Here is a 23,585-nt window from a genome sequence, read left to right on the forward strand (position 1 = left end):
GTTCATCAGCACGGGAGCACCGTCGCGCCCGACCCTTGGAAGGCCTTGCCGTCATGGCAAGCGGAGCTCATCGGCGCCGCCTCCCGACGCATCCACTCGCTTTCCCGGCGGCTGGCAAGCGCATCGAAACCCATCGCCGGGCGCTGCGGCCGGGCATCGGCTTCCAGGTACGGCAGCGCGGTGCGAGGAATGAACAGCACGTCACAGCCCGCCTTGGCCACCAGTTGCCGGGCCACGCTGCCCATGCGCATGCCGCCCGCCACGGACTGCCCTTGCCCCTCCCGGCCCATGACGATCAGGTCGGCAGCCATGGCTTTCTGCCGCTCCAGGCTCAGGCAAGCGGGGTCACCATGGCCGACCGAGCATCCGGCGGCATGGCCGTTCGCCAAGGCCGTTGCCGCCCTGAGCCGGCGCAGGCACTTTTCACGCGCGCTCCCGACGTAGTCGAGGATGGCCTGGGCCGGCACGTTGGCGGCCCGCATTCGTGTTTCCCGGTGCGTGCTCAACGCATGGAAAACCTCCACCGAGCGGTCGGACACCATCTTCAAGGCCAGGCGCAGGGCCGCTTCGCTGCAGTCGGCGAAGTCCGTCGGGACCAGCACCCGGGAATAGGCCGAGGCGGCGGGACTCTTGACCACGAGAACGGCATGCCGCGCAAGCTGCATCAGCCGCGCGGCCCGGGTGCCCAGCACCGAGTCATGGAGAGGATTGCGCGTCTTGGCGCCGACCACCAGCAGATCGGCCTCGTGCGCGAGCAGGCGGATGTGCTCGAGCGCATCACCGACCCGGACGACCACGCTCGCATGGATGTCGTGGTCTCGCGCCAGCCCAGCCGCTGCACGGCCCAATGCCAGCTGTGCCCGCGTGATGCGCGCGTCGGTCCCGAGGGCGGGGGCAAAAAGGCCGTACGGCAGCCTGAGCACCGACGGAGCCAGCACCTGCAGCAGCGTCAGCCGGGCCTCGAAGCGGGCAGCCAGCAGGCCTGCGCGGCGCACGGCATTGTGGGCGGCATGGGAAGCGTCAACGGCAACCAGGATCGAACGGAACATCGGGTCACTCCGTGCGTGACAGCCGGCAGCACAATGGTTGCGCCGGCATGCATGAGCCACCAGAGCGCGCAGGGCAGCGCCTGCCGCATGCCCGCTGCGCGGCTCTGGACCAGAGGGGTGAGGACATGGGCGGGTCGCGGCCCGCCGGGCACTACAGCGTGTAGTCGCCGCTGGCCTCGGGCTGGAAGTGGATCGCGATCACTTGCGCCGCATGCTCGCGGCCGTCGGGAGCCGTCCAGCGCGCCACCGATCCCACGCGCAGGCCGAGCAGGCTCGCGCCCGCCGGTGAAAGCACCGACACGATGCCTTCGCCGGCTCTGGCGTCGCCGGGATAGCCCAGGGTCAGGGCATGGGTATCGGAGGTGGCCAGGTCCTGCAGGACGACCTTTGAGCGCATCGTCACCACGTCGGGCGGGATGTCGCGCGAAGGCACCAGCGCGGCGTTGTCGAGGAGTTCCTCGACCGGGTCGGCCAGGCGCGGGTCCAGCCGCCGCCGGTCATCCGGCACCAGTTCCAGCAGCCGGGTGTGGTCCAGGACCGTGAGCGTGCGCTCCTCGTGGGCAAATACTTCCATGGGACTTCTCGTCGCAAGGCAAAGGCGGGCCGGCCCGCAGGCACAAGGGCACAGGCACGCCACAGCGCGGGTGGAAGGGCCCGGCGATCGAAGGTTTGCGCGAAGAAGCGGAGGAAGGGAGATCGCCGGGCCTAGAGATGTGCGGCCGGCTGTAGAAGCCGCGCCGCCGTCCAGGCGAAGCCCGCGGGCATGCCCCGTCGAGCAACCGTGAAGGTCGCTCGCGAAGCCATGGCCGGCTGCGGGCAAGGGGTGGCGCGGTAGATCATTGGGTCATCGTAATGCCGAAGCGTTTCTTGTCAAGCTCAGGGGCAACACACTGGATGCGCAGACAACCTTATGGAAGCATCGCCCGGGCCGCTGCCCTGCGCGGACCGCGCGCGAACGGCGCACATCCCGCCGTGATGTGCGAGTGCTCCCGGCGGGCTGCGGCACGGGGCGTCATGGCTTGGCGCCAATGTCGATGCGCCCTCACCCACCACGGCATTGGCCCGGGACCCGCACGCGGCAGCCGGCACCGGGCCGCCGCATGAGCGGGCTTCAGGCCCCGCGTCAGAGGCTGTAGTCGCCGCAGGCCTCGGGCTGGAACAGCAGCGCCAGCACCCGCGCCTGCACCGCCCGGCCCGTCGGCGGCCACCAGCGGACCAGGGCCCCCACGCGCTGGCCCAGCAGCGCGCTGCCCAGCGGCGTCAGCACGGACACGAAGCCCGGCCCGCAGTCCTCGGGGTAGCACAAGGTCAGGGTCATGCAACCGTGGTCGGACAACCGCTGCAGCAGCACCTGGGAATTCATCGTCACCACGTCGCACGGCACGCGGCGGCTCGGCACCAGCAGCGCCGTCTCCAGCACCTCGGACAGCGGTGCATACGGCGCGGAGTCGGGCTCGGTATGGCGTATCCAGCGCAGCACGCGGACATGATCGAGCTCATTCAGGACGCGCTCGTCCTCACGGACACCAGCAGGGCGGCTCATTGGGATTCCTTGATTCAACGGGCGCAATGAAGCGGGGCCCGGCGATCAAGAAATGCGCGAACAGGACGAAGGCCGATCGCCGGGCCTACCAATGCCGGGCCGTGCGGCCCGGCACGCACGCTCGTCGCGTGCGTACAGCGGTGGCAGGCAGGGTGGGCATGCGCCCGAGGATAGCCCCAACCGGCTTCACCGGGCTCGACGCGGGACTCAGGGACAACCATAGGCCGCGCCTCGCCGCCGTGTGTCACAGATGCGCCAGCGCCTCCACGATCGGCCGGCGCACTGTGCGCCGGCCCACCCAGGCCGAGGCCAGCAGGGCCAGCAGCGCCATCGCCAGCACCGTGACGACGACGGGCAGCGGGTCGAGGTCGATGCGCAGTGGATAGCCCACGCCGTAGCCCGGCGGCGGCGGCATCTGCACCGGGAAGGCCCGCAGCAGTCCGGCCACCGACACCGACACGCCCGCGCCCAGCAGCGCGCCACCGCCGCCGAGGATGAGACCTTCCAGCGCCAGCGCGCCCAGCAGCTGTCCGGGCAGCGTGCCCAGCGCGCGCAGGGTGCCGATCTCGCGTGTGCGCTCGACCACCGCCGCCGCCATGGCATTGGCGACCACCACGACCACGATCACGCCGATCACCAGCCCCATCACGCCGAAGATGCGGTGGTAGAGCGCGCGCACGCTGTCGTAGAAGCCGGCCTGCGCCTGCCAGTCGCGCACCGCCAGCCCCGGCAACAGCGCCGACAGGCGCTCCCGCGCCGGCGCCACGTCCTCCATGCCGCGCAGGAACACGCTCAGGCTGGAGACGCGCTGCGTGCCCAGCAGCCGCTGCGCCGTGCCGAGATCGGTGTAGAGCTGGCGCTTGTCCAGCTCGGGCACGCCGGTGGCGATCACGCCCCGCACCGTCACCGCCATCGTCGCCAGCGTGCCGCGCGTGCCGGTGGCCAGCAGCGTCAGCCGGCTGCCCGGATGCGCCCTGAGGCTGTGCGCCAGCTCCTTGCCCAGCAGCACCCAGCCGCCCGCGCCGTCCCGCGCACCTTCACCCGCGGTCGGCATCGCGCCCTCCACCACGTCGAGAAAGCGCCCCTTGGCCGCGACCTCGGCAGCGACGTCGATGCCCAGCGCCACCATGCCCACCGACTTCTCGCCGTTGCTCAGCAGCCCGCTGAACTCCACGCGCGGCAGCACGTGGCGCACGGCCGGGTCGCGGCCCAGCCGGGCGCCCAGGCCGGCCGCGTCGTCCAGGCCGTGCTGCAGCGGCATGCTTTCGTCGTCCTCGAACTGCTGCGGCGTGCCGATGGCGAGGTGGCCGCTGCCACGCACCGCCACCTGCTCCAGCGCGTCGAAGGTGTAGGCCGCGAAGCCGCCGGCCAGCAGCAGCGCGGCCGTGCCCAGCGCGGTGATGAACAGCGCCACCAGCGAGCGGCGCCGGTTGCGCTGCAGGTTGCGCGCGGCGAACTGCAGCCACCTCATGCCGCGCTCCAGACCGTCGCAGCAGCAGCGGCTGCGGCGGCCGGCGCGGTCTGCACGCGCCCGTCGAGCAGCGGCACGACCCGGTCGCAGCGGCTGCTCAGGCGCTCGTCGTGCGTGGCGAAGACGAAGGTGACGCCCTCGTCGCGGCAGCGCTCGCGCATCAGTTCCAACACCGCGTCGGCGGTGTGCGAATCGAGGCTGGCGGTGGGCTCGTCGGCGATGACCAGGGCCGGGCGCTTCACCAGCGCGCGGGCGATGGCCACGCGCTGGCGCTGGCCGCCCGAGAGCTCGTCCGGCCGGTGCCCGGCATGCGCGGCCAGCCCGACACGCTCCAGCGCCTGCGCCACGCGCCGCCGGCGCTCGCCCTCGGGCAGCCCGGCGATGAACAGCGGGTACTCCACGTTTTCCGCCGCCGTCATCACCGGCACGAGGTTGAAGTTCTGGAACACGAAGCCGATCACGTCGCGCCGCAGCAGCGTGCGCCGGCGCTCGCCCAGGCGCTGCACCGGCTCGCCGCGCAGCAGGATCGAGCCGGCATCGGGCAGGTCGATCAGCCCGCACAGGTTGAGCAGCGTGCTCTTGCCGCTGCCCGAAGGGCCGGCCAGCGCCAGCATCTCGCCGGCGCGCACGTCCAGGTCCACGCCCTGCAGCGCCGCCACCAGGTGCCGGCCCAGGCGGTAGGTCTTGCGCACACCGCGCAGCGTCATCACCAGCGTTGCCGTCACTCGCGGTGCCTCCCCGTCGCGTTACCCTGCCGCGGCCTGGGCAGGCGCCTTGCCCAGAGTCCGCCTCACCCCCGCACGCCGATGCTCCTCGACGCCGCCATCGTCCTGCTCACCGTCGCTGCCATGGAAGGCCTGGCCTGGCTCACGCACAAGCACGTGATGCACGGCATCGGCTGGGGTTGGCACGCCTCGCACCATGCGCCGCGCCGGGGCTGGTTCGAGAAAAACGATCTGTATGCCCTGCTGCCCACCGGCGTGGCCGTCGCGCTGATCTGGTTGGGCCTGAACGGGCATGCGCCGCTGCAGTGGGTGGGCGTGGGCATGACGGTGTACGGGCTGCTGTACTTCGTCGCCCATGACGGGCTGGTGCACCGGCGCTGGCCGCTGCGCCTCACGCCGCGGCGCGGCTACTTGAAGCGGCTGGTCCAGGCGCACCGGCTGCACCATGCGGTGCGCACGCGCGAGGGCGCGGTGTCTTTCGGCTTCCTGTGGGCACCCTCGCCACAGCGATTGCGGAAAGAGTTGCAGGCGCTGCGCGAGCGGCGTGGGCCAGCCACTGAGACCAACGATCTGCCCGCCTGAATCCTGGCGCGTTGCCACGGAAATAACCAGATCGTTCACCCCAGTTTCACAGTCAACCCACTCGGCGGCATATGAGCGGGAAAACCGTTGCTCTCTGGTTGACAATCCTGCCGTCTTTCGCGGGGTGACGGTGACTCGGCCTCACGCCCGCCACGGCCGCTGCCACAGCCCTTCGGCGCGCGGGCGCGCCGGCAGCGCGCGGGCGGCCAGCGCCACCGCCATGCCGCGCGCCACAAACCACGCCTTTTCCGCGCCCGAGGTGCGGGCCCGCGCGTCCCAGGCCTGGGCGCCGCGCTGGCGCACCTTGCGGCCGATCTCGCGGTACACGCCGCGGGCGGTGGCCACCGACCAGGCCGAGCGCACCGGCAGCGCGCCGAGGCCCAGCAGCGCCGAGGCGTAGTAAGGATCGGCCGCCGCCACCACGCGCGCGGCCACGCCGGCCAGCGCGGCGCGGTGCCGCGGCTCGCCGACCTCTTCCGGCGGGATGCCCGCGGTGTGCAGCCACTGCAGCGGCACGTAGATGCGGCCGATGGCGGCGTCCTCGACGATGTCGCGCGCGATGTTGGTGAGCTGGAAGGCCAGGCCCAGGTCGCAGGCGCGGTCCAGCGTGGCGGCGTCGCGCGTGCCCATCACGCGCGCCATCATCAATCCCACCACGCCGGCGACGCGGTAGCAGTAGAGCAGCGTGTCCGACAGCGTCTCGTAGTGCTCGCCTTGCACGTCCATGCGGAAGCCGCGCAGGTGCTCCAGCGGCAGCATCGGCGGGATGCCGTGGCGGCGCACCACCTCGGCCAGCCCGTCGAAAGCGACCTGGCCACAGCTCCGGCCGGCACAGGCGCGGTGTGTCAGCTCCTCCAGTTCGGCCAGGCGCTGCAGGCTGTGGCTGCGGTCGCCCTCGCGCTGGCCGTGACCCAGCTGCTGGCCGTCGATCACGTCGTCGCAATGCCGGCACCAGGCGTAGAGCATCACGGTGCTGCGCCGCGTGGCCGGGTCGAACAGCTTGGCGGCGGCGGCGAAGCTGCTGGAGCCGGCCTGGATCGCCTGCCGGCCATGGCGGGCCGCGTCGGCGTCGGCCGTGGCGCCGGACAGGGCCCGGCGCAGCCGCAAGGCGCGCAGCGAGGAAAGGGCTTCGTTGCGCAATGCGCTCATGTGAGGTCCTCCAGCATCAGCCGCGCCGTCGCCTTGGCCGAGCCCACCACGCCCGGCACTCCGGCGCCGGGGTGGGTGCCCGCGCCGGTGATGTAGAGGTTGGGGATCACGGCGTCGCGGTTGTGCGGCCTGAACCACGCGCTTTGCGTGAGCACCGGCTCCAGCGAGAAGGCCGAGCCCAGGTGGGCGCCGAGCTCGTCGCGGAAGTCGGCGGGGGTGAACAGGCGGCAGGTGACGAGGTCCGCGCGCAGGTTCGGGATGTAGCGCGCCTCCAGGTACTCCAGGATGCGGTCGCGCAGGCGCGGGCCCTCCTCGCTCCAGTCCACCGGCGCGTGGCCCAGGTGCGGCACCGGCGCCAGCACGTAATGGCTGCCGCAGTCCGGCGGCGCCAATGACGGGTCCGTGACGCAGGGCGAGTGCAGGTACAGCGAGAAATCCTGCGGCAGCGGCCCGGCGAAGATCTGGTCGATGAGCGCGCGGTAGCGCTGCCCGAAGCAGACCATGTGGTGGCGCAGCTGCGGGTGCCGGCGGCGCAGCCCGAAGTGCACCACCAGCAGCGACATGCTGAAGCGCTTGGCCTTGAGCGCGCGCGCCTGCGCCGCGCCGCGCGGCTCGTGGCCCAGCAGCCGCTCGTAGGTGTGGACCACGTCGGCGTTGGAGGCCACGCGGTCCGCCTCCAGCCGCTCGCCGCCGCGCAGCGTCACGCCGCAGACGCGGCCCTCGCGCAGCTCGATGCGCTCCACCGGCGCGTTCAGCCGCAGCGTGCCGCCCAGGTCCTGGAACAGCCGCACCAGCGCCCGCACCAGCGCGCCCGTGCCCCCACGCGGAAACCACACGCCCCACTCCCGCTCCAGGGCGTGGATCAGCGCGTAGATGGAAGACGTGGCGAAGGGATTGCCGCCCACCAGCAGCGAGTGGAAGGAAAAAACCTGGCGCAGCTGCTCGTGCCGGATGAAGCGCGAGACCATGGCGTAGACGCTGCGCCAGGCCTGCAGCCGCGCCAGCTGCGGCCCCGCCGCCGCCATGCTGCGGAAGGACAGGAAGGGCACCGTGCCCAGCTTCAGGTAGCCCTCCTCGAACACCGCGCGCGAGTAGCGCAGGAAGCGCTGGTAGCCCGCCACGTCCTCCGGGCAGCGCTCGCGGATCTGCCGGTCCAGCAGCGCCTGGTCGTTGTCGTAGTCGAAGGTGGAGCCGTCCTCCCAGCACAGCCGGTAGAACGGCGACACCGGCAGCAGCTCCACGTAGTCCCGAAGCCGGCGCCCGCTGAGTGCGAACAGCTCCTCCAGCGCGGAGGGGTCGGTGATGACGGTGGGCCCGGCGTCAAACGTGAAACCCTGGTCCTCGTAGACGTAGGCGCGTCCGCCGGGCTTGTCGCGCGCCTCCACCAGCGTGGTGGCGATGCCGGCGGACTGCAGCCGGACCGCCAGCGCGATGCCGCCGAAGCCCGCGCCGATGACGACGGCGCGCCGCTGGGCGCTCACTGCTGCACCTCCGCACGCGCGGACGGCCGGTCCAGCGCCGCGCGCAGCGCCGCCCCCAGCGGCACGGGCGGCTTGCCGGCGACGATGCGCAGCTTGTCCAGCGGCTGCAGCCGCGCGGCGTAGAAGCGGGCGATGAGCGGTTCGGGCAGTCCGTAGAAGCGTTGCATGACCTTCCAGCGCAAGGTGGGTGGAGCCGAGCGGAACAGCATCCGGTTGAGCAGCCGGAAGAAGCCCCGCGCCTGCCAGCAGCCCACAGCGTGCCGGCGGATGGCGTCGAACAATGCCGCTGCCGAGAGATCGGGTTGCGCCGCCACCAGTTCCGCCAGCGCCACCGCGTCCGGCAGCGAATACCCCGTGGTGGGGTGGAACAGCCCGGCCGAGAGGCCCGAGGACGGCACGCCGCCAGCCTCGCGCCAGAAGGCCTGCACGTCGCCGGAGAGCACGATGGGCAGCACGCCCTGTTCCTCGCGCAGCAGGTCGCGGACCTGCCAGCCGCGCTCCGCTGCGTAGCGGGCGATGCGCCCGCGCAGCGCCTGCACATCCAGCTCGCCGCCGTCGGCGTAGTAGGTGTCCTCCACCAGCAGGGTGTCGGCGCTGAAGGGCAGCAGGTAGACGAAGCGGTAGCCGTCGTGCTGGTCCACGCTGGCGTCCATCAGCACCGGCCGCTCCAGCCCATGCGGCGCGGCCAGCCGCAGCTCCTGTCCCAGGAACTTCTGATGGCCCAGCACCACGCTGGCGCTGGGGCGCGGGCCGCGGCCGTCGATCACGGCGCGGGCGCGCAGCACGCAGCCGTCGGCCAGCGTCACCTCGGTCGGCGTGAGCGCGGCCACCGGCACGCCGCAGCGCGCGCGCGGGCCCAGCGTGGCGCTGAGCTGCTCATGGAAGCGGCTGGTGCTGATGCTGGCGTAGCCGCCCTCCAGGCGCCGCCGCCGCTGCGGAAAGATCACTTCATGCCCGTTCCAGTGCCGCGCCACCAGCGGCGCCAGCCAGGCGCGCTGCGGCCCGGTGAGGTCGGTGGCATGGAAGGACCAGGTGTGGTTGCCGCCCAGCGTCGGCCCGGCCTCGAGCAGCAGCAGCCGCAGCTGCGGGCGCAGCGCGCGCAGCCGCCAGGCGATGAGCCCGTTGGCGAGGCCCCCGCCGACCAGGATCAGGTCGGCGTCCCGTGCGGCCTCGGGCGCGGCCCCGCAGGCCTCAGCCTGCAAGCGGCACCTCGCCCAGTCCACGGGGGCCGCGAGGCGGCTCACGGCGCGGGGTAGCTGGTGGGGGGTCGAGCCTCACATCTGGCATCGCGAGCCCTCGCGGTAGGGGGTGGGTGGGAGCGGCAGCCGGAGCCGGGGAACGGGCCGGCGCGCCGGCTGCTCCATAGCTTGCCGTCCCGGGCATTTCCCTGAAGGCAGCCCGGGTGCCTCCCTCAGCAAACCGCGCGCCTTCGCAAGGCGGGCGACCCGGCCACGCATGCCGGGGTCCCACAGCAGCAAGGCATCGCCCGGGACCACGATCAACCCTGCTCGGGCAGCGAGCAGTTCCCGAAGCAGTTGATCGCCCGGATCAGGCGCTGGCGGGGCCCTGCCGAGTGCCGGGTTACGCGCGATGGCGTGCAGGTCAGGCTTCGCCTTTCAAGCCATCCGGCAGCACCTTCGCCCCAATGGCCGCCACCGTGCGCGCCAGCGCCACGCCGGCGGCCTCGTCGGCCTGGGCGCGCTCGGCCAGGTGCGGCGGCAGCTGCTTGCCCGGCTTGATGCCCAGCTCCTTGAGCATTTCGGCCTGGCGGATGACGTTGCCGCGGCCGGTGCTGAGCTTCTTCTCGGCATCGTCAAAACACTTCTGCGCCGCGCGCAGCGCCTCGCCGGCGCGCTTGAGCTCGGTGGCGAAGCCGCACAGCCGGTCGTAGAGCTCGGCGCCGCGCCGGGCGATCTCCTGCGCGTTGCGGTTCTGCGCCTCCTGGCGCCACAGGTGCGACACCGTGCGCAGCACGAACAGCAGCGTGGACGGGCTCACCAGCAGCACGTTGCGCCGCCACGCGTCCATGAACAGCTCGCCGTCGTGCGTCACGGCCAGCATGAAGGCCGGCTCCACTGGCATGAACATCAGCACGAAGTCCAGCGAGTGCAGGCCGTACAGGTGCTGGTAGTGCTTGTCGGAGAGCCCGCGCAGGTGCGAGCGCACCGAGTCCAGATGCTGGCGCAATCCGGCCGCGCGCGCGGCCTCGTCCTCGGCATTGGCGTAGCGCTCATAGGCGATGAGCGACACCTTGGCGTCCACCACCAGGCGCCGCTCCTCGGGCAGGTGGATCACCACGTCGGGCTGCAGGCGCTGGCCGTCGGCGCCCTGGCGGCTGTCCTGCGTCACGTACTCCTGGCCCTTGCGCAGCCCGGCCGCCTCCAGCACGCGCTCCAGGATCAGCTCGCCCCAGTTGCCCTGCGCCTTGGTCGAGCCCTTGAGCGCGGACGTGAGGTTCCGGGCCTCGGCGCCCAGCATCTGGTTGAGCTCGGCGAGCTGGCGCACCTGCTGCGCCAGCGCCGAGCGCTCCTTGCCCTCGGTGACGTAAACCTCCTCCACCTTGCGCTGGAACTCGGTGATGCGCTCGCGCAGCGGGTCCAGCAGCTGGCCCAGGTTCACCTGGTTCTGCTCGGTGAAGCGCTTGGCCTTCTCTTCCAGGATGTCGGCCGCCAGCGCCTTGAACTGGTCGCTCAGCGCCTCGCGTGCCGAAGTGAGCAGCGCCAGCTTTTCAGCGGCGCCGCGGCGCTCGGCATCAAGCTGCTCGGCCAGGCCGCGCGCCTCCGCCGCGCTGTGGCGGGCCTCCACGTCGGCCCGGGCGTGCGCCGCCTTCAGCTCCTGGAGCTGGGCTTCCAGCTGCAGCGCGCGCTGCGCCTGCTCGGCCTCGGCGGCGGCCAGGCGCTGGCGCGTCTCCAGCTCGTCGGCGAGCTGGTGCCGCAGGTCCTGCAGCTCGTCCTCCAGCCGGACGACGCGCCCGGCACGTTCGCGCAGTTGCGCGGCCTCGTCGCGCAGCCGGTCCAGCGCGGCCTGCTGCGCCTCGGCACGGGCGCGCAGTCCGTGCAGCTCCTCGCCCTGCTGGCGCAGCGCGCCCTCGGCACGCTCGGCGCGGGCCGTGGCGGCGGTGATCTGGCCCTGCGCTTCGGTATGGGCCTGGGCCAGCGCCAGCGCCACCGCGCCCTGCTGGCGCGAGCGCAGCAGCAGCCACGCCACCAGGGCCCCCGCGAGCACGCCCGCCACGCCTACCGCCAGCTCCATCCCGTTCTCCCCAGTGCCTTGGCGGGCGGGATTATGGCGAGGGGGAGCAGGGGGGCCGCGCCGGCCAGGGAAGTGGCCCAGCGGGACATCCCCAGCGCCGTTCCCGGGCGCAACGCTTGCTCCACACCCGGCCCATCCCGGCCCGCAAAACCATCTTCACGATGAGCGCCCTGTTCCAACCCCTGTGCATCGGTGCGCTGCGCCTGTGCAACCGCATCGCCATCGCCCCGATGTGCCAGTACTCGGCCCAGGAGGGCACGCCCGGCGACTGGCACCTGATCCACCTCGGCCACCTCGCGCTCTCGGGCGCGGGGCTGCTGATCCTGGAGGCCACCGCCGTGTCGCCCGAGGGCCGCATCTCGCCCTTCGACCTCGGCCTCTACAACGACGCCAACGAGCAGGGCCTGGCGCGGGTGCTGCAGGCGGTGCGCGCGCACTCGCCCATCGCGCTCGCCATCCAGCTCGCGCACGCCGGGCGCAAGGGCTCCTCGCGCCCGCCCTGGGACGGCGGCACGCAGATTCGGCCCGACGAGCCGCTGGGCTGGAAGACGCTGGCCCCGTCGGCGGTGCCGCACAGCGATGGCGAGGACCCGCCCGAGGCGCTGGACCTGGCCGGCATCCGCAAGGTGCGCGACGACTTCGCCGCGGCCGCGCGGCGCGCCGCCCGGCTGGGGCTGGACGGCATCGAGCTGCACTTCGCGCACGGCTACCTGCTGCACCAGTTCCTGTCGCCGCTGGCCAACCAGCGCGGCGACGCCTACGGCGGCAGCCTGGAAAACCGCATGCGGCTGCCGCTGGAGGTGTTCGACGCGGTGCGCGAGGCCTTCACGCCGGACCGGCCGGTGTGGGCGCGCATCTCCGCCACCGACTGGGTGCCCGGCGGCTGGGACATCGAGGGCACGGTGGCGCTGTCGCAGGCGCTCAAGGCGCGCGGCTGCTCGGCCATCCACGTCACCACCGGCGGGCTGTCGCCGGCGCAGGCCATCAAGCTGGGCCCGGGCTACCAGGTGCCCTACGCCCAGCGCGTCAAGGCCGAGGTGGGGCTGCCCACCATCGCCGTGGGCCTGATCACGGAGCCGCGCCAGGCCGAGGCCATCGTCGCCAACGGCGAGGCCGACGCCGTCTCGCTCGCGCGCGCCATGCTCTACAACCCGCGCTGGCCCTGGCACGCCGCGGCGGAGCTGGGCGCGCAGGTGTCCGGCCCGCGCCAGTACTGGCGCTGCCAGCCGCGCGAGTTCAAGGACCTGTTCAAGCAAAGCCGCTTCGGACAGCGCTGAGCTGCCGCAACCGTCCCCAGAGACGGTTGCACGCGCACCATGCCGGTGCGCCACTGCGGTTGCATTCGGGGGACATGTCCCGCGATGGTGCGCACCGTCAAAGAGCGTGATCTGGCGGCCCATAAAATGCCCCAGCCAGGTGCTTGACCGCACCTGCGAAGTGCATTGCTGCCGTTCATCACGTCTCGGAGACTTTTTTGAAATTTCTGACTCTTTCCGACTTCCTGGGTGCCGTGAAGGCACGTGACCCGCACCAGCCCGAGTTCCTGCAAGCGGTCAAGGAAGTCCTGACGAGCCTGTGGCCGTTCATCGAAAAGAACCCGCAGTACGCCAGCCAGGCCCTGCTGGAGCGGCTGGTGGAACCCGACCGGGTCATCCAGTTCCGGGTGTCGTGGGTCGATGACCGGGGCGAGGTGCAGGTCAATCGCGCCTGGCGCGTGCAGCACAGCAACGCCATCGGCCCGTACAAGGGCGGCATGCGCTTCCACCCGTCGGTGAACCTGTCGATCCTGAAGTTCCTGGGCTTCGAGCAGACCTTCAAGAACGCGCTGACCACGCTGCCCATGGGCGGCGGCAAGGGCGGCTCCGACTTCGATCCCAAGGGCAAGAGCGACGGCGAGGTGATGCGCTTCTGCCAGGCGCTGATGCTGGAGCTGTTCCGCCACGTCGGCCCCGACACCGACGTGCCCGCGGGCGACATCGGCGTGGGCGCGCGCGAGGTCGGCTTCATGGCCGGCATGAAGAAGCGCCTGAGCAACGACGCCTCGTGCGTGTTCACCGGCAAGGGCCTGTCCTTCGGCGGCAGCGCCATGCGGCCGGAAGCCACCGGCTACGGCACGGTCTACTTCGCGCAGGAGATGCTGCGCCGCCAGCACCGCGACTTCGACGGCCTGCGCGTGTCCATCTCGGGCTCGGGCAACGTGGCGCAGTACGCGGCGGAGAAGGCGCTGGAGCTGGGCGCGCGCGTGATCACGCTGTCGGACTCCGAGGGCACGCTGGTGGTGCAGGAAGGCCTGCGCGCCGAGCAGCTCACCGAGGTGATGGAGTGGAAGAACGTGCAGCGCGGCCGGCTCTCCGCTTTCGCCGCCAAGCACGGCCTGCACTTCGAGGCGGGCCGCCGCCCCTGGCATGTGCCGGTGGACGTGGCGCTGCCCTGCGCCACGCAGAACGAGCTCGACGGCGCCGATGCGCAGCAGCTGGTGAAGAACGGCGTGGTGTGCGTGGCCGAGGGCGCCAACATGCCCTCCACGCTGGAGGCGGTGGACGTGTTCCTGGCCGCGGGCACGCTGTACGCACCGGGCAAGGCCAGCAATGCCGGCGGCGTGGCGACCTCGGGCCTGGAGATGACGCAGAACTCGCAGCGCCTGTCGTGGCTGCCGGCCGAGGTGGACGAGCGGCTGCACGCGATCATGAAGGACATCCACGCCAACTGCGTGCGCCACGGCACCCGCGCCGACGGCTCGGTGAACTACGTGGACGGCGCCAACATCGCCGGCTTCGTCAAGGTCGCCGACGCCATGCTGGCGCAGGGCGTGGTCTGAGGCACGGCGCCGGCGACGCCGGCCCGGGCGCCCGATGAGCGCTCAGGAGCGTGCCGGGCCGGCGCGCCGGGCCTTCCAGCCCAGCACGCCCAGCCCGGCCAGCAGCAGCGCCCAGCCGCCGGGCTCCGGCACGGGCGTGGCAATGAAGCCCCGCGCGTTGGTGACGTCGCCCAGCCGGCCGATGCCCACGATCTGCCCGCGCTCGTTGATGTCCCAGGCGTCGATCAGCTCCCAGGTGGCGCCGGACGGGTCCGGCGCCATGAAGTCGTTGAGGTCCCGCGTGGTGCCGTCACGCCACACGATGGCATGGGCGCGGTCGCGGTTCGGACCGACGAACTTGAGGCCCACCACCGCCCCCTGGTCGTTGAAGGCGCGCGCGGTCAGTGCTCCCCGGATCGACCCCGACGGATTCAGCGGCCGGTAACGGCCGTCGTCGTAGATCACATACCCAGAGCGGATCTGCCCGTCGCTGCCCTGGATCGTGGCACTGGCCAGCAACTGGTTTTCATTGTTCAGGTCCACCACGGTAAAGGTGGTGGGCCGTTCCGAAACCCGGGGCAGGGGCGAAACCGTCATGCCGTCGTAAAGGAAATAGCCGGCGCGCCGGCTCCAGCCCGCCATCACGCCGCGGTCATTGAGCGCCAGCACGGAAAAAGGCTCGTCCAGCGCATCGATTTTCAGCTCCCGGGACACCGTGCCGTCGTAGATGAAACTGCCGGCATCGTCGCGGCCGACCACGGTGCCGGCATTGTTGATATGCACGAAGGGCGGATTGCGGCTCCCGCCCGCGGCCCGGCCCACGTCGATGACGGCGCCGTCGCGGTACATCACCGTGCGGTAGAGCTTGGTGCGCCGGTCGTAGTACGTGCCGACGGCAACGCCCTGGTCGTTGACGTCTGTGGCGCTGTAGGCGTCGTACCAGTGGCCAGTCGCCCGCAGCGGGCGGATGCTGCCGTTCTCGTAGATGAAACTGCCCTGCCGGGTCGCGCCCGGGTCGTAGATCGAATTGCCGACCACGGTGCCGAGGTTGTTGACCGCCAGGGGCAGGATGCTCTCATTGACGCCGCCCTGGATCGTGCCCAGATCCTGGATGCGGTATTTGAGGGCCTGGGCCGGAAATACCCACAGGCTGGCGGCCAGCGCCAGGCAGAGAATCGGCCAACGGAACCGCATGGGCGTCTCCTCGCGAAGGACGCCAGTTTGCATTTCGAATATCAGATTTTCCAGCCCCCGATCGGGCTGGCATCGAAGCAAAATCTCAATACCTTTGTTTCAGCGGTGGGAAGGCATATTCAAGAAATGGAAAAAGAAAATATCCGCAAGTATCCCCGTTCCAGGCACTGCTATTCCACGATCAATGCCGGCTGCAGGGAGCGGATGCGCCGATCCTCGTAGTAGCCGCCGTACTCGGTGTAGCGCAGGAAGCCATGGCCGCAATGCCGGCAGCGCCAGACCTGGCTGCGGTTGGCCGGGAAGTAGGCCAGCGCGATGGGCGCATCGCCCGACCAGTAGTTCGTGCCCTGCGGGTGGTGCTCGGCCAGCGTGGGCTCCTCCTCCTCGCCGGCGCGCCACAGCGTGCCCACCGGCTCCAGCCCCGCGTCGCTCTCCGAGCCCGGGAAGGATTCCCAGCCCTTGAAGGCCAGCGGCGCGCAGCGCGCGCAGGCTTCGGGTTGCTCGCCGGCGATGCGCGCCACGTCGGCGGGGCTGAGCTTGGGCAGGTCGGTCATGGGCGGAATCCGGTGTCATGCGGGGGCGCGAGTATCGCCGCGGCAAGCGGCCTTCCCGCGCCGGCCGGGCGGCCGTTGCCGGGCCCGGCGGCTTGCGCCTTGTCAGGTGGATGCACACCTTCGCGGCGCAGACTGTGTGCGGTGCCAACAAATCACGGCCCCCAGAGGCTGTCATCCAGGAGACTTCGTTGCTCGCCGCCTACATCACCCACCCCGACTGCACACGCCACGAAATGGGACCCGGCCACCCCGAATGCCCGGAGCGCCTGGGAGCGATCCAGGACCAGCTGCTGATCAAGGGCCTGCTGGACTACATGCTGCCCTACGACGCGCCGCTGGCCACCGACGAGCAGCTGTGCCGCGCGCACTCGGCGCTGCACGTGCGCGGGATCGTGGACAACGCACCCAGCGAGGGCTACCACCCCGTGGACCCCGACACCAGCATGAACCCGCACACGCTGCAGGCCGCGCGCCGCGCCGCGGGCGCGGCGGTGCAGGCCACGGACCTGGTGCTGGGCGGCAAGGTGTCGTCGGCGTTCTGCGCGGTGCGCCCGCCCGGCCACCATGCCGAGCACGACGCGGCGATGGGCTTCTGCTTCTTCAACAACGTGGCCGTGGGCATCCGCCATGCGCTGGACGTGCACGGCCTCCAGCGCGTGGCGCTCATCGACTTCGACGTGCACCACGGCAACGGCAGCGAAAACATCTTCAAGGACGACGACCGCGTGCTGATGTGCTCGATCTACGAGCGCGGCCTCTACCCCTTTCCCGAGGAGACGGGCCACACCACCACGATGGTCAACGTCGGGCTGCCCACGCGCTCGGGCGGCAAGGAATTCCGCGAGGCCGTGACGCGGCACTGGATTCCCGCGCTCGACGAGTTCAAGCCCGAGCTCATCTACATCTCCGCCGGCTTCGACGCGCACCGCGAGGACGACATGGGCAACCTGGCCCTGGTCGAAGCCGACTACGAATGGGTGACGCAGCAACTCGTGGCCGTGGCCCAGCGCCACTGCCAGGGCCGCGTCATCTCATGCCTGGAGGGCGGCTACGTGCTCAGCCCCCTGGCGCGCAGCGCTACCGCGCACGTGAAGGTGCTCATCGGCGCCGACTGACCCGACCCGCGCCGGGCTTCGCCGTACCCCCGCCCGGCCCCACAGCCTCATGGACAAGCACTATCTCACCCCGCTCTTCGCCCCGCGCTCGATCATCGCCTTCGTCGGCGACCCCGAGGCCCCCGACACTTGGACCGAGCATGGCCGCGCGCTGCACGCGGCCCTGAGCGCGCAGCCCTTCAAGGGCGAGCTGAAGTACCTGGACATCCACGGCAGCGCCACGCTGTCGGACCTGGCACAGGTGCGCGCCGACCTGGCCGTCATCGCCCTGCCCGCGGCCGACGCCGCCGCGGCGCTGGAGGTGGCCGGGCGCATGCGCTGCCGCGCGGCGCTGGTGCTGTCCAACGGCATCGACGCCGCCACGGCCTCGGAGCTGCGCCGCATCGCGCGGCGCGACGGCGTGCGGCTGATGGGCCCGAACGCGCTGGGCTTCCAGCGCCCGCTGCAGCAGCTCAACGCCAGCGCCATCGGCGCGCTGGCGCGCCCGGGCTCGCTGGCGCTGGTGTCGCAGTCGGGCTCGCTGACCACCTCGATGCTGGACTGGGCCGACCGCAACGGCGTGGGCTTCTCCACCGTGGTGTCGCTGGGCCCGCACACCGCGCTGGGCATCGCCGAGGTGCTGGACTTCCTGGCCAACGACGCGCAGACGCACAGCATCGTGGTGTACCTGGAAGGCGTCACCGACGCGCGCCGCTTCATGAGCGCGCTGCGCACCGCGGCCAACGCCAAGCCGGTGGTGGTGCTCAAGTCTGGGCGCAAGCCCGCGGGCAGCGAGGCGGCGCAGACGCACAGCAGCACCATCGTGGGCAGCGACGCCGTGTTCGACGCCGCGCTGCGCCGCGCCGGTGCGGTGCGCGTGCGCTCCTTCGTAGAGCTGTTCTCCGCGGCCAAGTGCCTGGCCTCGCGCTACCGCCCGGTGGGCAAGCGGCTGGCCATCGTCACCAACGGCGGCGGGCCCGGCGTGCTGGCGGCGGACTGGATCAGCGAGATCGGGCTGGAGCTGGGGCGGCTGTCCACGGCCGCGCGCGCGGCGCTGGCGCCGCAGCTGCAGCCGCAGGCCTCGCTGAGCGACCTCATCGACCTGGGCGAGACGGCGGGCCCGGCGCACTTCCAGGCCGCGCTGCAGGCCGCGGACAAGGAGCGCGAGATCGACGGCGTGCTGGTCATCTTCTCGCCCAAGGCCGGTACCAGTCCCGAGGAGGTGGCCAAGGTGCTGGTGGAGCACAAGCGCCACATGGCCAAGCCGCTGCTGGCGTGCTGGATGGGCGAGGCCTCGGTGATCGGCGCGCGCGCGCTGCTGGGCGAGGCCTCGATCCCGAGCTTCCGCACGCCCGAGGCGGCGGTGGGCGCCTTCGGCAACATCGCCAGCTTCTACCAGAACCAGATGCTGCTGCAGCAGACGCCGGCGCCGCTGTCGTCCCTCGCCAAGCCCGACATCGAAGGGGCGCGGCTGGTGATCGAGAGCGTGCTGGCCGAGCGGCGCAAGGTGCTCACGGAGATGGAAAGCAAGACGCTGCTGTCGGCCTTCCACATTGGCGTGACCGAGACGGTGCTGGCCCGCAGCGCGCACGAGGCCATGATGATCGCCACGCAGATGGGCTTCCCGGTGGCGCTCAAGATCGACTCGCCCGACATCACGCACAAGTCGGACGTGCACGGCGTGGCGCTGAACATCATGACCGCCACCGCCGCGCGCGACACCTACAACGACATGGTTGAGCGCGTGAAGCGGCTGCAGCCCGATGCGCGCATCAACGGCGTGACGGTGCAGAAGATGGCGCGCGCGCGGCGCGGGCGCGAGATCCACGTGGGCCTGCTCACCGAGGAGCCCTTCGGCCGCGTCGTCGTCTTCGGCGGCGGCGGCACGATGATCGAGCTGATCAACGACCGCGCCATGGAGCTGCCCCCGCTCAACCGCTTCCTGGCGCGCCGGCTCATCGAGCGCTCGCGCGTGGCCGAAACGCTGGGCGAGTGGCATGGCGCCGAGGCCGTGGACTTTGACGCGCTGGAGCAGGTGCTGCTGCGCGTGTCGGAGATGGTGTGCGCGCTGCCGCAGCTGCGCGAGATGGACATCAACCCGATCATCGTGGACGCCAGCGGCGCGGTGGCGGTGGATGCGCGCATCGTCATCGACAACGCGCCCGCGCCGGCCAGCGGCGGGCGCGGCAACTCCTACCCGCACCTGTGCATCTCGCCCTACCCGGCGCGCTACGAGCAGGTCTGGCCGCTGCGCGGCGGCGGCGAGTACCTGGTGCGCCCGATCCGCCCGGACGACGCCCAGAAGCTGCAGGACCTGATGCACAGCCTTTCGGCCGAGAGCCGGTATTTCCGCTTCGTGTCGTCGATCACGGAGTTGCCGCCCTCGATGCTGGCGCGGCTGACCATGATCGACTACGACCGCGAAATGGCGCTGGTGGCGGTGGTCAAACAGCGCAGCGCCAATACCGACGGCGATCTGGTGGAAACCGAGCGCGTGATCGGCGTGTCGCGCTACATCACGAATCCGGACCAGTCGAGCTGCGAGTTCTCGCTGCTGGTGGCCGACGATTTCGCCGGCAAGGGCATCGGCTCGCGGCTGATGGAAAGCATCATGGAAGTCGCGCGCGACAAGGGCCTGGCCGAAATCGACGGCCTGGTGCTGGCCAACAATCCCAACATGCTGAAACTCATGCGCAGCCTGGGATTCACCGTGAAATCCTTCGAGGAAGATCCCGATTTCAAGCTGGTGACGCACGTGTTGTGACGCCGACCGGGGCCGGTTTCACAGCCGGCCACCGCCGCGGCAATATCCCCACGCCAACCCGGTCTCATTGCCGAGCCCGGGTTTTTTCATGGCGATGCCGTGCCGCACCGAGCCATACCAACCCCAAAATCCCCGTCCACACCGCACCCGGCTCCGGAACCTGGGCCACGGTGCCGTGAATACGGTAAGCGAAGGAATAGACCTCCGGCACCAGTTGGATGGCGTTGCCCTGCAACTGCAATTGGCCTGCGGGCGATTGCACGCCCTGGTCGAAGGTGGACCAACCAATATCCTCGTCCCGGCCGGACACCCCGAACCAGTAAACGCCCGCATTCAGCAAAATGCCCTGGAACGACACGTGGGACATTCGCTGGGGTTCCGGCCCCTGCAGTGGAGTGGCCCGGTCGATGGCGTCGTCGAATTCATAAATATTGTTCTGCGCCGCGCTGTTGCCGGCGTTCTCACGGATTTTCACCACCACCGGGGTGCCCACTTCTCCACCGGGCGGTAGCAGGAAAATATCGAAGCCCGTGATCCGGGTATCTCGCGACAGCTCGAACCGGAGCAGGAAATTCTGGGCATCGGCCATGTTCTGCCAGGCACCGTAATAAGGCCCGGCCGGTGAGCGATCCACGACGACCGCCGCGCCGCTGGGCATCGTCATCGAAGCCGTGGCAACCAGGGTCAGGGCGAAGAGAGCGCGTCGCATGGCAAGGCTCCTGCGTGCAGGCAAGGGTGTCCAATCTCGCACCGGGCACCCGGGTCGCCTGTGTGGAGGCTGCTACTTCTGCGACAGAGTGCCGCGCCAGCCCCGGCGGATGCCTCTTTTCCGGCCAAATCCTCCTCCCGACCAAGGTCCATTGCCCGATCCCGCGGCCTGCGCCACGCTGCGCTTCTCGTCGCCGCATCACCGGCCGTCCCGGCCCCACCGCCATGGCTCACCCTGTGCTGACCCGCCTTGCCCTCACCATCGCCTTCCCCGCCCTGCTCGCCGCCTGCGCCACCAGCACCGCCCCCGGCGCCGTGGGCATCCAGCGCCAGCAGCTGCTGGTGGTCCCGGCCGAAACCGTCAATGCCGAAGCGGCGCAGGGCTTCAGGCAGCTCTCCTCCGCCGCGAGCGGCAAGGGCAAGCTCAACAACGACCCGGTGCTGACCCGCCGCGTGCGCGACATCGGCTTCCGGCTTATCAAGGAAGCGCCCGTGTTCCGGCCCGACGCCGCGCAGTGGGCCTGGGAGATCAACGTCTTCGACTCGGACGAGGTCAATGCCTTCTGCGCCCCGGGCGGCAAGATCGGCGTCTTCACCGGGCTGGTGCGCAAGCTGCAGCTCACGGATGACGAGCTGGCCGCGGTGATGGGCCACGAGATCGCCCATGCGCTGCGCGAGCACTCGCGCGAGCAGCTGTCGCAGCAGACGCTCTCCGGCGCCGTGGTCCAGGGCATCGCCGCCACGGCCGGCGAGAACGCCGGCGTCGCCGGGGCGCTGGCCGGGGCCGGGGCCCAGCTGTTCCTGCACCTGCCCTTCTCGCGCGACATGGAGCTCGAAGCCGACGTGATGGGCCTGGAGCTGATGGCCCGCGCCGGCTACGACCCGCGCCAGGCGCCGCAGGTCTGGCGCAAGATGCAGCGCCTCTCCGGCGGGCAGGAGCCGGTGCAGTTCTTCAGCACCCACCCCAATTCGGCCAACCGAATCCGGCAGCTCGAAGCCAACGTGCCCAAGGTGCTGCCGCTGTACGAGGCGCGCGCGGCCGGGACGAGGCGGCGCTGACGGCCTGGCACGCCAGCGTCGTGCTCCCCGGAGGGCTTCCCTTCGTTGCCGGCGCATCGGGCCCGCGCGGCAGGCCGGTGCGGCGATGCCACACTGGCCGCCCCGTCATCACAACGCAAGGAGGCCCCATGTTGAAACTCGTGGGCATGCTGGATTCGCCCTATGTCCGCCGCGTGGCGGTATCGCTGCAGCTGCTGGGGCTGCGCTTCGAGCACCGGCCGCTGTCGGTGCTGCGCCAGTTCGACGAGTTCTCGCGCCTGAACCCGGTGGTGCGCGTGCCCACGCTGGTGAGCGAGGACGGCATCGTGCTCATGGACTCGACGCTGATCCTGGACTATGCCGAGCGCCTGGCCCGCCCGCGCAGCCTCATGCCGCCGGAGCCGATGGCCTACCAGCAGGCGCTGCGCTGCCTGGGCCTGGCGCTGGCCGCGGCCGACAAGACCGTGGCCCTGTTCTACGAGCGCAACCTGCGCCCGCCCGAGAAGCAGTACGCCCCCTGGATCGAGCGCATCGAGGGCCAAGTGCGCGCCGCCTATGCCGAGCTGGAGGCCGAGCTCGCGCGCCAGCCGCTGGACGTGGACGCCGCCACGCTGACGCAGCCGCTGCTCAGCGCCGCCGTGTTCTGGCACTTCACGCAGCGCGCGCTGCCGGGGCTGGTGCCGGTGGAGGCGCATCCGGCCCTGGCGGCGCTGTCGGCGCGGTGCGAAGCGCTGCCGGCGTTCCGGGCCGCGCCGCATGGCGAGGCCGCGGTGCAGTTGCCCGGCTGAAGGAAAGCGCATGGGTCACAACCTGGAAGCCCTGAAGGCGGAGCTGGAGCGCTTCGGCGCGGACAACGACCGCGCGGTCGCCGAGCGCCCGCGGCGCATGCTCAACATCACGCGCGACACGGGCGAGCTGCTGTCGGTGCTGGTGCGCGCCATGGCGGCGCGCCGGGTGCTGGAGATCGGCACCTCCAACGGCTACTCCACGCTGTGGCTGGCCGAGGCGGCGCGGGCCACGGGCGGCCGGGTCACCACCGTGGAGTACGCGCCCTACAAGGCCGAGCTGGCCGCGCGCAACTTCGAGCGCGCCGGGCTCAGCGATGTCATCACGCTGGTGCGGGACGACGCCGGCGCGCTGCTGCGGCGCACGGCCGACGCGGCCTTCGACCTGGTGTTCCTGGACTCCGAGCGCGGCGAGTACGTGGGCTGGTGGGCCGAGCTGCGCCGCGTGCTGCGCCCGGGCGGGCTGCTGGTGGTGGACAACGCCGTCTCGCACGCCCAGGAGATGGCGCCGTTTGCCGCGCTGCTGCGCGAGGACACGCTGTTCACCACCAGCCTGGTGCCGGTGGGCAACGGCGAGTTGCTGGCGGTGAAGGGCACGGCGGCCTGAGGCGCCGCGGGCCGGGATTCAGGTCCCGGCCTCCGCTGGCGCGGCGTCCTGCGGCTCGGCCGCCGCCGCGTCCAGTCCCCACTCGGCCCAGTCCTCGCCGAACAGCTCCGCCGGGTGCGGCGTGCGCACGGAGCCGTTACCGCAGGCCATGGCCTCGGCCGGGCAGTAACGGTCGCAGCCCCAGCACAGGCGCTGCGGCTGGGCGGGATGGATCGGGAATTTCTTGCTCATCGCGAAACCTCCGGAGCTCGCCGGCCATTGGACGCCGCACCCCGCACCGGCGCCTTGAACTGGTTCAAGCCGCAATGCGGCCAAGGCACCGGTGTTGCTGGAGAAGGCTCAGTCCAGCCCGCACGCCCTGCCCATGAACGTCCCGCTCTCCACCCTGCTCGAAGCCGCCGCCTGGGTCAACGCCGCCGGTCCGGGCGAGCACGGCGCCTGGATCGCGCGCGGCGACGGCCGGGTGCTCCTCACCGCGGAGCCTGGTGAAACCAGCCAGGAGCTGCCGCCGGACCTGCTCGACGAAGCCAGGTACCTGCCCGTGCCCGACCGCGACGCGCTGGCCCCGGCGCGAGAGCTGGCCCTGCGCTACGTCCGCAAGTACCTGCCCGAGGAGACCGCAGCGGTGGGCGGGCTGCTGGAGCAGCCCGACGGCCATGCCCGCTTCAAGGAGCTGCTGCGCCGGCACAACCACCTCGACGCCTGGCACGCATACGAGGCACGGGAGTTCGAGCTGGCGCTGCTGGAGTGGGCGCAGGACCAGGGCTTGAAGCTGGAAAGTTAGGCCCGTGC

Annotated in this window: 22 protein-coding genes; 9 read left to right on the forward strand and 13 right to left on the reverse strand. The window is 71.2% G+C overall.

Going from position 1 to position 23,585, the window contains the following annotated elements; translation table 11 throughout:
• Positions 1–5 precede the first annotated feature (5 nt).
• The 5 genes from HHL10_RS17855 to HHL10_RS17875 all read right to left on the reverse strand — a co-directional run bounded on the left by HHL10_RS17855 (position 6) and on the right by HHL10_RS17875 (position 4,770).
• Positions 6–1,049 carry a universal stress protein gene (locus HHL10_RS17855; protein ID WP_169161751.1) on the reverse strand — a complete coding sequence of 348 codons (1,044 nt, stop codon included), beginning with the start codon at positions 1,047–1,049 and terminating at the stop codon, positions 6–8.
• Positions 1,050–1,200: 151 nt separating this feature from the next.
• On the reverse strand, positions 1,201–1,623 hold the full coding sequence (locus HHL10_RS17860) for a GreA/GreB family elongation factor (RefSeq protein WP_169161752.1): 423 nt from the start codon (positions 1,621–1,623) through the stop codon (positions 1,201–1,203).
• 549 nt (positions 1,624–2,172) lie between these two features.
• Positions 2,173–2,592 (reverse strand): GreA/GreB family elongation factor, encoded by a 420-nt coding sequence (locus tag HHL10_RS17865; protein ID WP_169161753.1) that lies wholly within the window; start codon positions 2,590–2,592, stop codon positions 2,173–2,175.
• A gap of 244 nt (positions 2,593–2,836) precedes the next feature.
• The gene (locus HHL10_RS17870; protein WP_169161754.1) at positions 2,837–4,063 is read right to left on the reverse strand and encodes an ABC transporter permease; all 1,227 of its coding nucleotides are present in this window, start codon (positions 4,061–4,063) and stop codon (positions 2,837–2,839) included.
• Positions 4,060–4,770 (reverse strand): ABC transporter ATP-binding protein, encoded by a 711-nt coding sequence (locus HHL10_RS17875; RefSeq protein WP_169161829.1) that lies wholly within the window; start codon positions 4,768–4,770, stop codon positions 4,060–4,062. Before HHL10_RS17875 ends, HHL10_RS17870 begins: the two co-directional genes overlap by 4 nt.
• A gap of 99 nt (positions 4,771–4,869) precedes the next feature.
• On the opposite strand from HHL10_RS17875, the gene HHL10_RS17880 reads away from it, so the two are divergent.
• Positions 4,870–5,370 (forward strand): sterol desaturase family protein, encoded by a 501-nt coding sequence (locus HHL10_RS17880; RefSeq protein ID WP_169161755.1) that lies wholly within the window; start codon positions 4,870–4,872, stop codon positions 5,368–5,370.
• Positions 5,371–5,511: 141 nt separating this feature from the next.
• Here the strand turns inward: HHL10_RS17880 and HHL10_RS17885 are convergent, their stop codons facing one another.
• From HHL10_RS17885 to HHL10_RS17900, 4 genes are all read right to left on the reverse strand, one after another.
• Entirely contained in the window at positions 5,512–6,519 is a 1,008-nt protein-coding gene (locus tag HHL10_RS17885) for a phytoene/squalene synthase family protein (RefSeq protein ID WP_169161756.1), read from the reverse strand.
• On the reverse strand, positions 6,516–8,000 hold the full coding sequence (locus HHL10_RS17890; protein WP_169161757.1) for a phytoene desaturase: 1,485 nt from the start codon (positions 7,998–8,000) through the stop codon (positions 6,516–6,518). Before HHL10_RS17890 ends, HHL10_RS17885 begins: the two co-directional genes overlap by 4 nt.
• Positions 7,997–9,202 carry a lycopene beta-cyclase CrtY gene (gene crtY / locus HHL10_RS17895; protein WP_169161758.1) on the reverse strand — a complete coding sequence of 402 codons (1,206 nt, stop codon included), beginning with the start codon at positions 9,200–9,202 and terminating at the stop codon, positions 7,997–7,999. Before crtY ends, HHL10_RS17890 begins: the two co-directional genes overlap by 4 nt.
• Before the next feature lie 400 nt (positions 9,203–9,602).
• Positions 9,603–11,252: a DNA recombination protein RmuC gene (locus tag HHL10_RS17900; RefSeq protein WP_169161759.1), complete on the reverse strand. Its 1,650-nt coding sequence runs from the start codon at positions 11,250–11,252 to the stop codon at positions 9,603–9,605.
• A 161-nt stretch (positions 11,253–11,413) separates the two neighbouring features.
• On the opposite strand from HHL10_RS17900, the gene HHL10_RS17905 reads away from it, so the two are divergent.
• Both HHL10_RS17905 and gdhA read left to right on the forward strand, forming a co-directional pair.
• Positions 11,414–12,529: an NADH:flavin oxidoreductase/NADH oxidase gene (locus tag HHL10_RS17905; protein WP_169161760.1), complete on the forward strand. Its 1,116-nt coding sequence runs from the start codon at positions 11,414–11,416 to the stop codon at positions 12,527–12,529.
• 197 nt (positions 12,530–12,726) lie between these two features.
• A complete protein-coding gene (gene gdhA, locus HHL10_RS17910; protein ID WP_169161761.1) occupies positions 12,727–14,070 on the forward strand; it encodes an NADP-specific glutamate dehydrogenase in 1,344 nt (447 codons plus the stop codon).
• A 42-nt stretch (positions 14,071–14,112) separates the two neighbouring features.
• On the opposite strand, the gene HHL10_RS30240 is transcribed toward gdhA, so the two are convergent.
• Both HHL10_RS30240 and HHL10_RS17920 read right to left on the reverse strand, forming a co-directional pair.
• Entirely contained in the window at positions 14,113–15,243 is a 1,131-nt protein-coding gene (locus HHL10_RS30240) for a PEP-CTERM sorting domain-containing protein (protein WP_205833098.1), read from the reverse strand.
• Between the two features lie 170 nt (positions 15,244–15,413).
• Positions 15,414–15,797 (reverse strand): hypothetical protein, encoded by a 384-nt coding sequence (locus tag HHL10_RS17920; protein WP_169161762.1) that lies wholly within the window; start codon positions 15,795–15,797, stop codon positions 15,414–15,416.
• 188 nt (positions 15,798–15,985) lie between these two features.
• Between HHL10_RS17920 and HHL10_RS17925 the strand changes: the two genes are divergently transcribed.
• The gene (locus HHL10_RS17925; RefSeq protein ID WP_169161763.1) at positions 15,986–16,912 is read left to right on the forward strand and encodes a histone deacetylase family protein; all 927 of its coding nucleotides are present in this window, start codon (positions 15,986–15,988) and stop codon (positions 16,910–16,912) included.
• A gap of 49 nt (positions 16,913–16,961) precedes the next feature.
• Positions 16,962–19,655: a bifunctional acetate--CoA ligase family protein/GNAT family N-acetyltransferase gene (locus HHL10_RS17930; RefSeq protein ID WP_169161764.1), complete on the forward strand. Its 2,694-nt coding sequence runs from the start codon at positions 16,962–16,964 to the stop codon at positions 19,653–19,655.
• A 64-nt stretch (positions 19,656–19,719) separates the two neighbouring features.
• Here the strand turns inward: HHL10_RS17930 and HHL10_RS17935 are convergent, their stop codons facing one another.
• Positions 19,720–20,364: a hypothetical protein gene (locus tag HHL10_RS17935; RefSeq protein WP_169161765.1), complete on the reverse strand. Its 645-nt coding sequence runs from the start codon at positions 20,362–20,364 to the stop codon at positions 19,720–19,722.
• Between the two features lie 236 nt (positions 20,365–20,600).
• On the opposite strand from HHL10_RS17935, the gene HHL10_RS17940 reads away from it, so the two are divergent.
• The 3 genes from HHL10_RS17940 to HHL10_RS17950 all read left to right on the forward strand — a co-directional run bounded on the left by HHL10_RS17940 (position 20,601) and on the right by HHL10_RS17950 (position 22,793).
• Positions 20,601–21,422: a M48 family metallopeptidase gene (locus tag HHL10_RS17940; protein WP_310734624.1), complete on the forward strand. Its 822-nt coding sequence runs from the start codon at positions 20,601–20,603 to the stop codon at positions 21,420–21,422.
• A 128-nt stretch (positions 21,423–21,550) separates the two neighbouring features.
• Positions 21,551–22,189, forward strand: a complete 639-nt coding sequence (locus HHL10_RS17945) for a glutathione S-transferase family protein (protein WP_375138962.1) — start codon at positions 21,551–21,553, stop codon at positions 22,187–22,189.
• 10 nt (positions 22,190–22,199) lie between these two features.
• Positions 22,200–22,793 (forward strand): O-methyltransferase, encoded by a 594-nt coding sequence (locus tag HHL10_RS17950; protein ID WP_169161767.1) that lies wholly within the window; start codon positions 22,200–22,202, stop codon positions 22,791–22,793.
• A gap of 18 nt (positions 22,794–22,811) precedes the next feature.
• Here the strand turns inward: HHL10_RS17950 and HHL10_RS17955 are convergent, their stop codons facing one another.
• Positions 22,812–23,024, reverse strand: a complete 213-nt coding sequence (locus HHL10_RS17955; protein WP_169161768.1) for a DUF3079 domain-containing protein — start codon at positions 23,022–23,024, stop codon at positions 22,812–22,814.
• Positions 23,025–23,157: 133 nt separating this feature from the next.
• On the opposite strand from HHL10_RS17955, the gene HHL10_RS17960 reads away from it, so the two are divergent.
• Entirely contained in the window at positions 23,158–23,577 is a 420-nt protein-coding gene (locus HHL10_RS17960; protein ID WP_169161769.1) for a hypothetical protein, read from the forward strand.
• The last annotated feature ends 8 nt before the right edge of the window (positions 23,578–23,585 follow it).

Source organism: Azohydromonas caseinilytica (assembly GCF_012927045.1).
GTDB classification, from domain to species: domain Bacteria; phylum Pseudomonadota; class Gammaproteobacteria; order Burkholderiales; family Burkholderiaceae_C; genus Azohydromonas; species Azohydromonas caseinilytica.